Source organism: Methylopila musalis (assembly GCF_042679725.1).
Lineage (GTDB): Bacteria > Pseudomonadota > Alphaproteobacteria > Rhizobiales > Methylopilaceae > Methylopila > Methylopila musalis.
The window spans coordinates 1-15,154 of the sequence record NZ_JBHTMX010000061.1 but is presented as its reverse complement, the minus strand read 5'-3'; the positions used below and the strand labels follow the sequence as shown (position 1 = coordinate 15,154).

Annotated in this window: 11 protein-coding genes; 6 read left to right on the top strand and 5 right to left on the bottom strand. The window is 70.4% G+C overall.

Going from position 1 to position 15,154, the window contains the following annotated elements:
* Positions 1 to 47: 47 nt before the first annotated feature.
* The 4 genes from ACFQ4O_RS08875 to ACFQ4O_RS08860 form a co-directional block, all read right to left on the bottom strand.
* Positions 48 to 1,736, bottom strand: a complete 1,689-nt coding sequence (locus ACFQ4O_RS08875) for an NAD+ synthase (RefSeq protein ID WP_378775339.1) — start codon at positions 1,734 to 1,736, stop codon at positions 48 to 50.
* A 56-nt stretch (positions 1,737 to 1,792) separates the two neighbouring features.
* A complete protein-coding gene (locus ACFQ4O_RS08870; RefSeq protein ID WP_378775338.1) occupies positions 1,793 to 2,131 on the bottom strand; it encodes an usg protein in 339 nt (112 codons plus the stop codon).
* Positions 2,132 to 2,498: 367 nt separating this feature from the next.
* On the bottom strand, positions 2,499 to 4,688 hold the full coding sequence (locus tag ACFQ4O_RS08865; RefSeq protein WP_378775337.1) for a putative bifunctional diguanylate cyclase/phosphodiesterase: 2,190 nt from the start codon (positions 4,686 to 4,688) through the stop codon (positions 2,499 to 2,501).
* A gap of 119 nt (positions 4,689 to 4,807) precedes the next feature.
* The gene (locus ACFQ4O_RS08860; RefSeq protein ID WP_378775336.1) at positions 4,808 to 5,197 is read right to left on the bottom strand and encodes a hypothetical protein; all 390 of its coding nucleotides are present in this window, start codon (positions 5,195 to 5,197) and stop codon (positions 4,808 to 4,810) included.
* Positions 5,198 to 5,403: 206 nt separating this feature from the next.
* On the opposite strand from ACFQ4O_RS08860, the gene ACFQ4O_RS08855 reads away from it, so the two are divergent.
* Positions 5,404 to 5,565, top strand: coding sequence for a Thivi_2564 family membrane protein (locus ACFQ4O_RS08855; RefSeq protein ID WP_271202973.1), 162 nt, complete (start codon positions 5,404 to 5,406; stop codon positions 5,563 to 5,565).
* A 151-nt stretch (positions 5,566 to 5,716) separates the two neighbouring features.
* On the top strand, positions 5,717 to 6,187 hold the full coding sequence (locus ACFQ4O_RS08850; RefSeq protein WP_378775335.1) for a DUF488 domain-containing protein: 471 nt from the start codon (positions 5,717 to 5,719) through the stop codon (positions 6,185 to 6,187).
* A 19-nt stretch (positions 6,188 to 6,206) separates the two neighbouring features.
* Here the strand turns inward: ACFQ4O_RS08850 and ACFQ4O_RS08845 are convergent, their stop codons facing one another.
* The gene (locus ACFQ4O_RS08845; RefSeq protein ID WP_378775334.1) at positions 6,207 to 7,205 is read right to left on the bottom strand and encodes an alpha/beta fold hydrolase; all 999 of its coding nucleotides are present in this window, start codon (positions 7,203 to 7,205) and stop codon (positions 6,207 to 6,209) included.
* A gap of 232 nt (positions 7,206 to 7,437) precedes the next feature.
* Here ACFQ4O_RS08845 and ACFQ4O_RS08840 point away from each other — a divergent pair, with 232 nt between their 5' ends.
* The 4 genes from ACFQ4O_RS08840 to ACFQ4O_RS08825 all read left to right on the top strand — a co-directional run.
* Complete coding sequence (locus ACFQ4O_RS08840) at positions 7,438 to 7,920, top strand: Hsp20 family protein (protein WP_378775333.1); 483 nt, start codon at positions 7,438 to 7,440, stop codon at positions 7,918 to 7,920.
* Between the two features lie 430 nt (positions 7,921 to 8,350).
* The gene (gltB, locus tag ACFQ4O_RS08835) at positions 8,351 to 13,090 is read left to right on the top strand and encodes a glutamate synthase large subunit (protein ID WP_378775332.1); all 4,740 of its coding nucleotides are present in this window, start codon (positions 8,351 to 8,353) and stop codon (positions 13,088 to 13,090) included.
* A gap of 183 nt (positions 13,091 to 13,273) precedes the next feature.
* Positions 13,274 to 14,698 (top strand): glutamate synthase subunit beta, encoded by a 1,425-nt coding sequence (locus ACFQ4O_RS08830; RefSeq protein ID WP_378775331.1) that lies wholly within the window; start codon positions 13,274 to 13,276, stop codon positions 14,696 to 14,698.
* A gap of 124 nt (positions 14,699 to 14,822) precedes the next feature.
* A partial coding sequence (locus tag ACFQ4O_RS08825; RefSeq protein ID WP_378775330.1) for a site-specific integrase occupies positions 14,823 to 15,154 on the top strand: 332 nt, incomplete at its 3' end.

Sequence of the window (15,154 nt, the reverse complement as noted above, 5' to 3'; positions counted from 1 at the left end):
GGCGCCGAGCCCGGCCGCGAGCGCGAGGCCGCTGGCCGCGGGCGGCGTCACGCGCGTCCTCCGGGATCGCGGAAGCGGTTGATGATGGGGTAGCGCCGGTCGCGGCCGAAGTTGCGCGGCGTCACCTTCACGCCGGGCGCCGACTGGCGGCGCTTGTATTCGGCGAGGTAGAGCAGCCGCTCCACCCGCGCCACCGTCTCGGGATCGAAGCCCGCGGCCACGAGATCGCCGACGCCGGTCTCGTCCTCCACCAGCCCCTGAAGGATGGCGTCCAGCACCTCGTAGGGCGGCAGGCTGTCCTCGTCCTTCTGGTTCTCGCGCAGCTCCGCGCTCGGCGGCTTGTCGATCACGTTCGCCGGCATCACCGGGCCGTCCGGGCCGAGCGCGTCGGCCGGGCGCCAGCGGTTGCGCAGCCGGCACAGGCGGAACACCTGCGTCTTGTAGAGGTCCTTGATCGGGTTGAAGCCGCCGTTCATGTCGCCGTAGAGCGTGGCGTAGCCGACCGACATCTCGGACTTGTTGCCGGTGGTCACCACCATCGGCCCGAACTTGTTGGAGAGCGCCATCAGCAGCAGCCCGCGGGCGCGGCTCTGCACGTTCTCCTCCGTCACGTCGCGCGGCAGGGTCCCGAACAGCGGCGCGAGCGCGGCCTCGACGCCCTCGACCGCAGGCGCGATCGGCAGCATGTCGTAGACGACGCCCAGCGCCTCGGCGCAGGCGGCGGCGTCGCTGAGGCTCTCTTGGGACGTGAAGCGGTACGGCAGCATCACGCAGCGCACCCTGTCGGCGCCGAGCGCGTCCACCGCGAGGGCGGCGCAGAGCGCGCTGTCGACGCCGCCGGACAGGCCGAGCACCACGCCCGGAAAGCCGCTCTTCGCCACATAGTCCCGAAGGCCCAGCACGCAGGCGCGGTAATCCGCCTTGTCGTCCTCGTCGTCGGGCGCGGCGATCGGGCCGCCCACGGAGCGCCAGCGGCCGTCGGCGCGGCGCCAGTCGATCACCGTCAGGTCCTCCACGAAGGCGGGCGACTGGAAGGCGAGGGTGCGGTCCGCGTTCAGGCCGAAGGAGGCGCCGTCGAACACCAGCTCGTCCTGGCCGCCGACCTGGTTGAGATAGATCAGCGGCAGGCCGCTCTCCACCACGCGGGCGGTCGCCACGTTCAGCCGCACGTCCGCCTTGCCGCGCCAGTAGGGCGAGCCGTTGGGCGAGATCAGCAGCTCGCCGCCGGTCTCGGCCAGACAGTCCACCACCTCCTCGGTCCAGATGTCCTCGCAGATGGGGACGCCCACCCGCACGCCGCGCACCTCGATCGGGCCGGGCAGGGGGCCGGGCGCGAACACGCGCTTCTCGTCGAACACGCCGTAATTCGGCAGGTCCACCTTGTGCCGCACCGCGCGCAGCGCGCCGGCGGCGAGATGGGCGACCGAATTGTGGAGCTTGCCGTCCTCCACGAAGGGCAGGCCGATCAGCACGTCCGGGCCGCCGTCGGCGGTGTCGGCGGCGAGGTCGTCCAGCGCGCGCCGGCAGGCCGCCTGAAAGGCGGGCTTGAGCACCAGATCCTCCGGCGGATAGCCGGCGAGGAACAACTCGGGGAAGACGATCAGGTCCGCCGCCTGCGCCGCCGCTTCGGCCCGGAAGCGGCGGGCGCGCGCGAGGTTGCCCGCGATGTCGCCCACGGTCGGATTCGCCTGGGCGAGCGCGATGCGGAGCGTGTCGGGCGTGCGTGTCTCGGCCATGAACGCCCGTCTAGCGCGGCGCCGCGCCCGCCGCAATCAGGCGTCGCGGCCGCGCCTCAGTTTAGGCGCAGAACCGCCCGCACGGGCTGGAAATCCGCCGGGCCGATCAGGCGACGGTGCCCCACGCGCACGGAATGGAGCATGCCTTCGATCTCCTTCCGCCACCAGTCGAGGAACCCGCGCAACACCGGATAGTCGGGCGCGCGATCGTATTCCTGCCAGACATAGGCCTGCAGCAGACCGGGATGGTCCGGCATGCGGTAGAGGATCTCCGCCGTGGTGAGGCCGAAACCGTCGATCTGCTTGCGGAACTCTTCGGTCGATCGAGTCAGCTCCCGGCGCTCCGGGGCGTCGATCGCAGACGGGGTTTTGGGGGTGACGTCGCATCCGCTCATGTCGCACTCCTTGAGGTGGCGGAGACGCGGTCGTCGTCGCGGCTCCGGACGCCCATTAGGGACGTCTGACGCTTTCATGACAATCCTCGTTCATTAATAATCTGTTAACGGCAAGTTGTTGGCAGTCGTTCGACTTGAGTGCTGCGCTGCAACGACTTCGCAAGGTCTTGTGTGCGGAGGGGCGGGTGACCGCGCCGGCGCCCGCGCCATGATGCGAGGCGTCCCGCCGCAGCCTGATCGCAGGCGCGCTCGCAGCGTCGTTCGAGGCCCGGTCGCACGCCGCGCTCGCGGCGTTTCGGCCGTCGGATTTCGGCGCTGCGTTTGACGGCGTGACGGACGATGGGCCGGCCGATCCGGCCGGCGGCGATCACGCCGCGGAGTGGCGCGAGCCCTGCTCGCCGCGCATCTTGTCGATCTCCTCGGCTGCGAGCGGCCGGGCCATCAGATAGCCCTGCACCTCCTCGCACGCGTCCTGGCGCAGGAGCGCGAGCTGCTCCGCGGTCTCCACCCCTTCGGCGGTGACGGACAGGCCGAGCGCCCGGCCGAGCCCCAGAATGGCCTGCACGATGGCGCGGGCGTCGCCGGTCGCCTGAAGGTCGGCGATGAAGCGCTGGTCGATCTTGATGGCGTCGAAGGGGAAGCTCTTCAGATAGCCGAGCGAGGAGTAGCCGGTGCCGAAGTCGTCCATCGACAGCATCACGCCGAGCGCCTTCAGGTCGGCGAGGATGCGGCCCGAGCGCTCCACGTCCTCCAGCAGCACGCCCTCGGTCAGCTCCAGCTCCAGCCGCTTCGGAGACAGGCCCGTGGCGGCGAGCGTGTCGGAGACGGTCTTCACGAAATCCGCGCTGCGGAACTGGGCCGGCGAGACGTTCACCGACACGCTGAGGTCGGGCCATGTGACGGCCTTCTCGCAGGCCATGCGCAGCACGCGCGCGCCGAGCGGCGCGATCAGGCCGGTCTCCTCCGCGAGCGGGATGAACTCGCCCGGATTGACCAGCCCCCGCTGGGGATGGCGCCAGCGCACCAGCGCCTCCACGCCCCGGAGCCGCATGGTGTCGGCCTCGTAGCGCGGCTGGTACAGCAAGAAGAACTCGTCGCGGTCGAGGCCGCGGCGCATGTCGGCGTCGAGCGCGCGGCGGGTGAGGATGCGCTCGTCCATGTCGGTGGAGAAGAATTTGAAGGTGCCCCGCCCGGCGGCCTTCGCCTGATAGAGCGCAATGTCGGAGAGGCGCAGCAGCTCGTCCGGCGTGGTCGCGTCCTCCGGGGCGAGCGCGATGCCGATCGACAGGCCCACATAAAGGATGGTGTCGTCGATCTCGATCGGCGCGTTCACGGCGTCCTGCAGCCGCCGGCACAGCGCCTCCACGTCGCCCGCGTCGATGCGCGGCACCACCACCGCGAACTCGTCGCCGCCGATGCGCGCCACCAGATCGCCCTCGCGCACCGCGCGGGTCAGCCGCGCCGCGGTCTCCCGCAGCACCCGGTCGCCGACCGGATGGCCGAGCGCGTCGTTCACCGGCTTGAACCGGTCGAGGTCGAGGTAGAGCACGGCGAGCGGCCGGCCGGTCACGAGGTCGGCGGTCAGGCGGCGCGTCAGCATCGCGCGGTTGGGCAGGTCGGTGATCGTGTCGTGGAACGCCTTGCGCTCGGCGTCCTGATAGGCCTCCACCAGCCGGTCGGCGCTGGTCTGGGCCTGGACGGCGGCGCGCGCGGCGTAGCGCAGCGTGACCACGATCAGCAGAATGAGCGCGAGCGCCGCGACGATGAGCCAGGGCGTGAGCTCCTCGATCATCGTCGTGCCGGGGCGGTTCGGCGTCCAGCGCAGGGTGATCACGGCGCCGGGCGCCTCGCCTGCGGTGAAGGACGGTTTCTCCGCGGCGTCGGCCGCGTCCCGCGCCACGCGCAGGTCGGCGACGAGCAGGCTTTCCCCCAGCGTCTTCAGCGTGGCGGGCGTCAGCCGCTCGCCGAAGATCAGCACAGTCGGCGCGCCTGCGGTCGGGCGCACCATGCGGTCGCCGCCGGTGGAGAGCGCGGCGGCGGTGGCCATGACCGGATGGCGGCCGTCCGTCAGCAGCGCCCGCTCGGCCTTCGTCGTGTTGGGAGGCGCGGCGCGGGCGCGCTCGACCAGCGCCATGGCGTCGGGGCCGAGCGCCTGCTCGAGCGACAGGTTCGACGCCACGCCGTCCACCATGCCGTGGACCACGCGGCCATCGGGCCCCACGGCGAAGACGAAGCCGAAGTCGAAGCGCGAGAACAGCGTCGGACCGAGATTGCTCTCGTCATAGGCCCAGGCGCGATTCTGGCGAAGATGCAGGTTCTCGTAGGCGTCGCCCCAGTCGGCGTAATCGGTGAGCAGCCGGTCCTGCGCGTTCCAGCGCGCGTCCCAGGCGGCGCGGGCGAGCACGAGGGACTGCGCCTCCGCCTCGCGGTCCGTGCGGTCGGCGATGCCGTTCAGCGTGGCGTAGGACAGCACGAAGGCCGCGATCAGCATCCCGATGAGCGGGGCCACGGCCTTCCGCCCGAACATCTTCAGGAACTGTGCGGTCGCGTTCGTCATCAATCCTTCCACTGGCCTGTCGGCCGGAGCAGACACGGCCGAAGTAAACGCACGATGTGCCGGCGCATCCTGCGCGCCGTTTTCGCAGCGGACGGTGAACGATAGCTCACCAGAGCATGTTAGCGTCGATCCTTCGACAGCGCGCGGGCGCAGAGCACGTCGAGCAGCGTCACCCCGGCGACCGCCGCGAAGGCCGCCACGGCGACACCGCGTCGGGGGTTGGACCGGCGGAGCGCGGGCGCAAGCGCCGCGAGATCAAGCGCGTCGCCGGCGACCCGCGCCCAGATGACCAGCGGCCGGGCGCGCCGCCAGCCGAACAGGCCGGCCCGCGAGCCCACCTCGCGCACGCCGAGACCTTTCAGGAACTGATGGTTCTGCTTCAGTCCGACGCTGCGCGCCAGCGCGCCCGGCGCCGCGAGCTCGACCGCGGCGAGCCCGAGCGTGACCCAGCCGAGCGCGTTGGTGATGGTCTCGGCCTCGCGGCGGGAGGGGACGGAGGGCAGGGCCATGGCGGATGGGCTCCTTTATAGGATGACGCGGCGTCGCAGGCCTTGAGAGATGGCGCGAAACGGCGGTGCGCCCAGAGCCGTCCAATGTCGTGTCCGTTCGCAGGAACGGATTCCGCATGCCCGCGTTTACACAGCGCGACGGCGCGTAAAACGCGGAGCGACCGTCCTGATGTTTCCCGTCTCCGCCTCAAGAAGGATGACCTGCGATGTCTCCCCTGATCGGCATTCTGATCACCGTGCTGGTGATCTTTCTCGTGCTCTATCTCGTCGGCATGCTTCCGGTGGACGGCCGCGCCAAGCAGATCATCCGCATCATCGTGATCATCATCGGCATCATCTCGCTGCTGAAGTATCTGGCGGTGTTCTGAGCCTGACGTCCTTTCGGACATCCGTGATCTGATCGGGAGGCGGCGCCGCAAGGACGCCGCCTTTCGTGGTTTCTAAGGCTTGCGGGCCGCCGCGGCGTGGCGCACGACGGACGGGCGCCGTTCTAAGCGCGTAAAGGACGATCGAGCCGGCATGACGGACCTGTTCACCATCGGATATGAGGGCGCGACGCCGCGCTCGCTCGCCGACGCGCTTGAGACGGCCGGCGTCGAGGTTCTGGTGGACGTGCGCGCGGTGGCGAACTCCCGCCGGCCGGGCTTCTCGAAACGGGCGCTCGCCGCCGGGCTCGACGAGCGCGGCCTCGGCTACCTTCATCTCCGGGCGCTCGGCACCCCCGCCGACGCCCGCGCCGCCGCCCGCGCCGGCCGGCACGACGAGATGCGCGCCATCTTCGAGACGCATCTGCGCACCGACGCGGCGCAGGAGGAGCTGGCGGGGCTGAGGGAGATCGTCCGCTCGGGCCGAAAGCTGTGCCTGCTCTGCTTCGAGCGCGAGCCGGAGCATTGTCACCGCCAGATGATCGCCGAACGGGTGGAGATGGCCGAGGACGGCGTCGCCATCCGCCATCTGCACGCGCTGCCGGCGACCTTCGTCGGCGATTGACCGGGCGTGATCGCCGGGGTCAGGCGAGGTCGCGCCGGCCCGGCACGAAGGCGTCGAACGCGGCCCAGAACAGGTCGCGCAGCTCGTCCCGCTCCATCAGGATCTCGTGGCGGGCGGCGGAGAGGCGGAGCTTGCCGCCGCCGTGCAGCCGGTCGGCGAAGCGCTCGCTCGCCAGCGGATCGACGATGCGGTCCTGACCGGCGGCCACCACCAGCGTCGGCGTGCGCAGGCGCTCCGGCACGTTGGAGAGCGCCGTCGCCGTCATGGCGCGGAACGCCGCATGGACCCAGCCGACGGTGGGCGAGCCCAGCGCCAGCGACGGGTCCTGCGTGATGAGCGCCACGGAGCGGGCGTAGCGGACGGCGTCGGAGGTGACGCGGTTGCCCTCGAACGGCTTCAGCGCCATCACCCGGTCGGCGCCGCTCGGGATGTAGGAGCCCGAGAAGCCGACCCGCCCGAGCCCGGTGGCGAGCCCGCGGGCGAAGAACTCGGCGCGGGCGAGCGGCAGGCCGATCATCGGCGCCGCCAGCACCATGCGCTCGAACCATTGCGGCTGGCGCAGCGCCAGCGCCACCAGCACCGGCGCGGACATGGAATGCCCGAGCGCGTAATAGGGCGGCGGGCAGTGCGGCAGCACGATTTCCCGCATGAAGGCCTCGGCGTCGAGGCGGTAGTCGCCGAAATCCGCCACATGGCCCTTGAACGGGTTCGACAGCAGACGCGCGGAGCCGCCCTGGCCGCGGAAATCGAAGGTGGCGACGGCGAAGCCCCGCCCCAGCAGGTCGGCGACCGTCTCGCCGTATTTCTCGATGAACTCCGCCCGGCCCTGAAACAGGCAGACCGTGCCCTTCAGCGGCCCTGCGGGCTTCCAGAACGCGCCCCGCAGCACGACGCCGTCGGCGGTCGTGAACAGGCGCGGCGCGGCGGCGTCCGGAAACGGCGCGTCGGGGACGAGCACGAAATCCTCGCGTGCGGCGCGGGGCGGAGGGCCGGCGCGGCGAAGGCGGATCGTCGGCATGGCGGGGTCGCGCGTCTCCTGGCGGGCGGCTCCGCCGTGTGAGAACGGAGCGACCCGCCTGACCTAGCAGAGCGCGCGTTGAAGAGCCACGCCGGGGGCCTTGAAGGCGCGAAATCGGCTTCCTACCTCAGGGTCGTCGCAGGCCAAACGGCTGCGGCGACTTGCAAAAACGGCCCGGCCAGACCGGCGGGCCGCAGCCGATCCATATCGCTTCATTCAAGGATGTGATCCGATGCGCCAGTTTGATCTTTCGCCCCTCTATCGCTCCACCGTCGGCTTCGACCGGCTGTTCTCCCTGCTCGACGGCGTGGCCGGCGGTTCGGACGCCGCGCCCGGCTATCCGCCCTACAACATCGAGCGCACGAGCGAGAACGGCTACCGGGTGACGGTCGCCGTCGCAGGCTTCGCCGAGCCGGACCTCGCGATCGAGGTCAAGGAGAACGCGCTCACCGTGCGCGGCGAGAAGCGCGCCGAAGAGCGCCGCGGCGAGCTTCTGCATCAGGGCATCGCGGCCCGCGCCTTCGAGCGACGCTTCCAGCTCGCCGACCATGTGCAGGTGACCGGCGCGAGCCTCGAGAACGGCCTGCTCCACATCGACCTCGTGCGCGAGGTGCCCGAGGCCAAGAAGCCGCGCGTCATCGCCATCGGCTCCGGTCGGACGCCCGCCGCGATCGACGCCACGGCGCGCGAGCCGGAGCCCGCCGAAGCGGCCTGACGCGCCGCGCCAGGCGACTGCGCCTGCCAAGCGACTGCGCCTTATGTCGGGCGCCCCGGATGTCCGGGGCGCCCTTGTTTTTGGCGCCTGCCTTGGGTTAAGGCGGATGCGGCGCAACAAACGACCGGTCAGCCGCCAAGAGCAATTCCAGATGTTGCGGCAAACGGGCCTCCGGGCTGCATAAAACAGCTTTTGAGCCGTTCTAGACGCTTGTGCCGAAGCTCCAAGTCTGACATGGTGCGGGCGCAATAGGACAGCATGCCTGTCCATTTGCGCGACGGCGGCGTTCCTTATTCACTCAAGAACGGTTCCAGCCCGCGCGCTCCCCGAGAGGGGCGGCGGATCGGAGCCGGTCGCGCAGTCTGCGGAACGCGTCGTCGCCCATCACGGAACGCATCGCTGGACCCGGCTTCCGCCGACCGGCGCCATCATGGGGTTCGCCATGGCCAGAACGATCGAGAACGAGGTTCGTCCTTCCACGCCGCAGGTCGCCGCCGCGACCGATCGCGCCGGCTCGGCGAAAACCATCGTGGTCGACCATGGCCTGCCCAAGGCGCAGGGCCTCTACGACCCCCGCCATGAGAAGGACAGCTGCGGCGTCGGCTTCGTGGCGGACATGAAGGGCCGCAAGAGCCACACCATCATCCAGCACGGCGTGCGCATCCTCGAGAACCTCGAGCACCGCGGCGCGGTGGGCGCGGACCCGCGCGCCGGCGACGGCGCGGGCATGCTGGTGCAGATCCCGCACCGGTTCTTCGCGGCCGAGGCCGAGCGGCTGGGCTTCACGCTGCCCGAGCCCGGCTTCTACGCCGTCGGCCACGTCTTCGCCCCGCGCGAGCCCGCGCTGGTCGAAAACGTCAAGGCGGTGTTCGAGCGCGTGATCGCGCAGGAGGGCCAGACCTTCCTCGGCTGGCGCGAGGTGCCGACCGACAACTCCTCGCTCGGCGAGAGCGTGAAGCCGACCGAGCCGGTGCAGCTTCAGGTGTTCATCGGCCGCTCGCCCTCGATCGAGAGCGAGGACGATTTCGAGCGCAAGCTGTTCATCCTGCGCAAGGTGGTCTCCAACGAGATCTACGGCCAGGACCCGCGCGCCTCGTCCTATTACCCGGTGTCGCTGTCCTGCCGGACCATCGTCTACAAGGGCATGTTCCTGGCCGACCAGCTGTCGGCCTACTATCCGGACCTGAAGGACGAGCGGTTCGAGAGCGCGCTGGCGCTGGTGCATCAGCGCTTCTCCACCAACACCTTCCCGGCCTGGTCGCTGGCCCATCCCTACCGGATGGTCGCCCACAACGGCGAGATCAACACGCTCCGGGGCAACGTGAACTGGATGGCGGCCCGTCAGGCCTCCGTCGACAGCGAGCTCTACGGCAACGACATCTCCAAGCTCTGGCCGATCTCCTATGAGGGCCAGTCCGACACCGCCTGTCTCGACAACGCGCTCGAGTTTCTGGTGCAGGGCGGCTACAGCCTCGTCCACGCCATGATGGTGCTGGTGCCCGAGGCCTGGGCCGGCAACCCGCTGATGGACGAACAGCGCCGCGCCTTCTACGAGTACCACGCCGCTGTGATGGAGCCGTGGGACGGGCCGGCGGCGGTCGCCTTCACCGACGGCCGCCAGATCGGCGCCACGCTCGACCGCAACGGCCTGCGCCCGGCGCGCTGGTACGTCACCGACGACGACCTCGTGGTCATGGCGTCGGAGATGGGCGTGCTGCCGTTCCCCGAGCACAAGATCGTGCGGAAGTGGCGGCTGCAGCCGGGCCGCATGCTGCTGATCGACATGGCCGAGGGCCGCATCGTCTCCGACGAGGAGATCAAGGCGAGCCTGACCCAGGCGCGGCCCTATCGGGAGTGGCTGGCCAAGACCCAGCTTGTGCTGGAGGACCTGCCGGACGCTCCGCCGCCGCGGCCGCGCCGGGAGGCGAGCCTGCTCGACCGCCAGCAGGCCTTCGGCTACAGCCAGGAGGACATCAAGCTGCTGATGGCCCCCATGGCGACCACCGGCCAGGAGGCTGTTGGCTCCATGGGCACGGACACGCCGCTGTCCGCGCTCTCCACGCGCTCCAAGCTGCTCTACACCTACTTCAAGCAGAACTTCGCCCAGGTCACCAACCCGCCGATCGACCCGATCCGCGAGGAGCTGGTGATGAGCCTCGTGTCCTTCATCGGGCCGCGGCCGAACCTGTTCGACCTCGACGGCTCGTCGAAGAAGAAGCGGCTCGAGGTGCGCCAGCCGATCCTCACCAACGAGGATCTGGAGAAGATCCGCGCCATCGACGATCTGGCCGAAAGCCATTTCCAGACCCGCACGCTCGACACCACCTACCCGGCCGAGAAGGGCGCGGCCGGCATGGAGGACGCGATCGAGCGGCTGTGCGAGCGCGCGGTCGCGGCGGTCAGCGGCGGCTTCAACATCGTGGTGCTGTCCGACCGGCTGATCGGCCCCGGCCGCATCGCCATTCCCGCCGCGCTCGCCACCGCCGCCGTGCATCACCATCTCATCCGCCGGGGCCTGCGCACCTCGGTCGGCCTCGTGGTGGAGAGCGGCGAGCCGCGCGAGATCCATCACTTCGCGGTGCTGGCGGGCTACGGCGCCGAGGCGATCAACCCCTATCTCGCCTTCGAGACGCTGGACTCGATGCACTCCGCGCTCGACTTCCCCGAGCGGGTCGACGCCCGCGAGGTGCGGCAGCGCTACATCAAGTCGATCGGCAAGGGCCTGCTGAAGGTGATGTCCAAGATGGGCATCTCCACCTACCAGTCCTATTGCGGCGCGCAGATCTTCGACGCGGTCGGCCTGTCCGCCGCCTTCGTGGAGAAGTACTTCACCGGCACGGCGACCCCGGTCGGCGGCGTCGGGCTGGCGGAGGTCGCGGAAGAGACCGTGCGCCGGCATCTGGTCGCCTTCTCCGACGTGCCGGTGCTGCGCTCGGCGCTCGACGTCGGCGGCGAGTACGCCTACCGCATCCGCGGCGAGGACCACGCCTGGACGCCGGAGACGGTGGCCGACCTGCAGCACGCGGTGCGCACGCAGTCCTACGAGAAGTACGAGGACTTCGCCAAGGAGATGAACGACCAGGCGGAGCGTCTGCTGACGCTGCGCGGGCTGTTCCGCGTCCGCACCGCCAAGGAGCGCGGCCGCGAGCCGATCGCGCTGCATCAGGTGGAGCCGGCCTCGGAGATCGTGAAGCGCTTCGTCACCGGCGCCATGTCCTTCGGCTCCATCAGCCGCGAGGCCCATGAGACGCTGGCGATCGCCATGAACCGCATCGGCGGCCGGTCGAACACCGGCGAGGGCGGCGAGGAGCCGGAGCGCTTCACGCCGCTGCCGAACGGCGACAGCAAGCGCTCGTCCATCAAGCAGGTGGCCTCCGGCCGCTTCGGCGTCACCACCGAATATCTGGTGAACGCCGACGTCATCCAGATCAAGGTGGCGCAGGGCGCGAAGCCCGGCGAAGGCGGCCAGCTGCCCGGCCACAAGGTGGACGCGGCCATCGCCAAGGTGCGCCGCTCCACGCCGGGCGTCGGCCTGATCTCGCCGCCGCCGCACCACGACATCTACTCGATCGAGGATCTGGCGCAGCTCATCTACGACCTGAAGAACGTCAACCCGACGTCCGACGTGTCGGTGAAGCTCGTCTCGGAGGTCGGCGTGGGCACGGTCGCGGCGGGCGTCGCCAAGGCGCGCGCGGACCACATCACCATCTCCGGCTTCGAGGGCGGCACCGGCGCGAGCCCGCTGACCTCGCTGAAGCACGCGGGCGGACCCTGGGAGATCGGCCTCGCCGAGACCCAGCAGACGCTCGTCATGAACAAGCTGCGTGGCCGGGTGCGGCTGCAGGTGGACGGCGGCCTGCGCACGGGCCGCGACGTGATCGTCGGCGCGCTGCTCGGAGCGGACGAGTTCGGCTTCTCCACCGCGCCGCTGATCGCGGCCGGCTGCCTGATGATGCGCAAGTGCCACCTCAACACCTGCCCGGTGGGCATCGCCACCCAGGACCCGGTGCTGCGCAAGCGCTTCAAGGGCACGCCCGAGAACGTGGTGGACTACCTGTTCTTCGTGGCCGAGGAGGCGCGTCGCCTGCTCGCCGAGATGGGCTTCGCCACGCTGGACGAGGTGATCGGACGGTCCGACCTGCTCGACAAGCGCGAGGCCATCGGCCACTGGAAGGCGCGCGGGCTCGATTTCGGCAAGCTGTTCGCCAAGCCCCAGGTGGCGTCCGACGTGGCCGTCCGCCACGCCGAGGTGCAGGACCACCATCTGGAGAGCGTGCTCGACCGCGACCTGATCGAGGCGGCCAAGCCCGCGCTCGAGGGCGCCGAGGCGGTGACGATCGAGCGTGAGATCCGCAGCCGCAACCGCTCCGCGGGCGCCATGCTCTCGGGCGCGGTGGCCAAGGCCTATGGCGCGGCCGGCCTGCCGGACGACACCATCACGGTGAAGCTGACCGGCACCGCCGGCCAGAGCTTCGGCGCGTTCCTGGCCGCGGGCGTCACCTTTGAGCTCACGGGCGAGGCCAACGACTACGTGGGCAAGGGCCTGTCGGGCGGGCGGATCATCATCCGTCCGGCGGCGGACGCCGGCGTCGTGGCGGAGGAGTCGATCATCGTCGGCAACACCGTGCTCTACGGCGCGATCGAGGGCGAATGCTACTTCCGCGGCGTCGCGGGCGAGCGCTTCGCGGTCCGCAACTCCGGCGCGGTCGCCGTCGTCGAGGGCGCGGGCGACCACGGCTGCGAGTACATGACCGGCGGCGTGGTGGTGGTGCTCGGCAAGACCGGGCGCAACTTCGCGGCCGGCATGTCCGGCGGCGTGGCCTATGTGCTCGACGAGGCCGGCGACTTCGCCGCGCGCTGCAACCTGTCGATGGTCGATCTGGAGCCGGTGCCGGAGGAGGAGGATCTCATGCGCGAGATCCATCACCACGGCGGCGATCTGGAGTTCAAGGGCCGCATCCAGGTGGACCCGGACATGACGCGCCACGACGAGGAGCGGCTGAAGCAGCTCATCGCCGCGCACATGACCCACACCGGATCGACCCGCGCCAAGGCGATCCTCGACGACTGGGCGAGCTATCGCGACAAGTTCGTCAAGGTGATGCCGGTCGAGTACCGCCGCGCCCTCCGGGAGATGGAGAAAGCGCGGGCCCTGCAGGCGGCGGAGTGATCCGCGCCGCGTCACGCGACATCGTGGCCCCGGACGACCGCTAAGGCTCGCTCCGGGGCCGTCATCAGGATAAAGCTCCGTTCAAGGCAAGGTTCCGGCGGCCCCGCGCGAAGCGGCGCCCCGGCCGGAACGCCGCGGCGGGCGCGCTAGCGACAAGGGCCTCCCCCGGGAGGAGACCAGACGATGGGCAAGGTCACAGGGTTTCTCGAGATCGACCGGCAGGAGCCGCGCTACCAGCCGGCGTCCGACCGCATCCGCCACTACCGTGAGTTCACGCTGCCGCTGAGCGACGGCGAGGTCGAGAAGCAGGCCGCGCGCTGCATGGATTGCGGCATTCCGTTCTGCCACGGCCCGCAGGGCTGTCCGGTGAACAACCAGATCCCGGACTGGAACGACCTCGTCTATCACGACGACTGGGAGGAGGCGGCGCGCAACCTGCACTCCACCAACAACTTCCCCGAATTCACCGGCCGCATCTGCCCCGCGCCCTGCGAGGAGGCCTGCACCCTCAACCTCGAGAACATCCCGGTCGCCATCAAGACCGTGGAGCAGGCGATCGCGGACAAGGCCTGGGCCAGCGGCTGGATCAAGCCCGAGCCGGCGGACGAGAAGACCGGCCGCTCGGTCGCCGTGGTGGGCTCGGGCCCGGCCGGCCTCGCCGCCGCCCAGCAACTCGCCCGCGCGGGCCACGACGTCCATGTCTACGAGCGCGAGCCCAAGGCCGGCGGCCTGCTGCGCTACGGCATTCCGGACTTCAAGATGGAGAAGAGCCACATCGACCGCCGCGTGGCGCAGATGGAGGCCGAGGGCGTCGCCTTCCATTACGGCGTGAACGTCGGCCGCGACGTCGAGGTGTCCGAGCTCACGACCCGGCACGACGCGGTGCTGTTCGCCGGCGGCGCCGAGAAGCCGCGCGATCCGCGGCTGCCGGGCCAGGACCTCAAGGGCGTGCATTACGCCATGCCCTATCTGGTGCAGCAGAACCGCCGTAACGGCTTCGAGAACGACATTCCGGAAGAGACGGTCGAGGCCTCGGCCAAGCACGTGGTCGTCATCGGCGGCGGCGACACCGCCTCCGACTGCGTCGGCACCGCCTTCCGACAGGGCGCGATCGCGGTGACGCAGCTCGACATCCGCCCCGTGCCGCCGAAGATCGAAGACAAGCTGCTGACCTGGCCCTACTGGCCGATCAAGTTCCGCACCTCGTCCTCCCAGGCCGAAGGCGCGGAGCGCGAGTTCGCGGCGGTGACGCTCGGCATCGAGGGCAAGAACGGCAAGGTCGTCGGCGTGAAGTGCGCCCGCGCCGACGCCAAGCGCCAGCCGATCCCGGGCACGGAGTTCGTCATCAAGGCGGATCTGGTGTTCATCGCGCTCGGCTTCGTCAGCCCGCTCCATGAGGGGCTGGTGGAGCAGTCGGGCGTGGCGCTGGACAAGCGCGGCAACGTGCTGGCCGACGAGCAGAACTACGTCACCTCGAACCCCAAGGTGTTCGCCGCCGGCGACATGCGCCGGGGCCAGTCGCTGGTGGTGTGGGCGATCCGCGAAGGCCGTCAGGCGGCCCACGCCATCGACGCCTATCTGATGGGCTCCAGCGCGCTGCCGCGCTGACGGCCTTTCACCCGTTCGGAACGCCAAAACGCCCGGTCGCCACGGCCGGGCGTTTTTTCATGTTCGGGGGAGCGTGGCGCGCCGCTCACGCCTCCTTAAGGCGGCGCGCGCCAAGCTTGCGTCCATGTCCGAGCACGCCGCCACGACCGCCTTCGCCCCCGGCGCCGCCGACACGCGCGCGGCGGTCGCGGAGTGGCTGAGCCATCTCGCCGCCGAGCGCCGCATGTCGCCCAAGACCGTCGAGGCCTATGGCCGGGACGTGCGCGACCTGCTGGTCTTCCTCACCCGCCATCTCGGGACGCCGCCGTCGGTCGCGGACGTGGTCGGCCTCGCGCCGCGGGACGTGCGGGCCTATCTCGCCGCGCGGCGGGCGGACGGGCTGGTCAGCCGCTCGCTGATGCGGGCGCTGGCGGCGGCGCGCTCCTTCACGCGCTTTCTCGCCCGCACCGGGCGCGG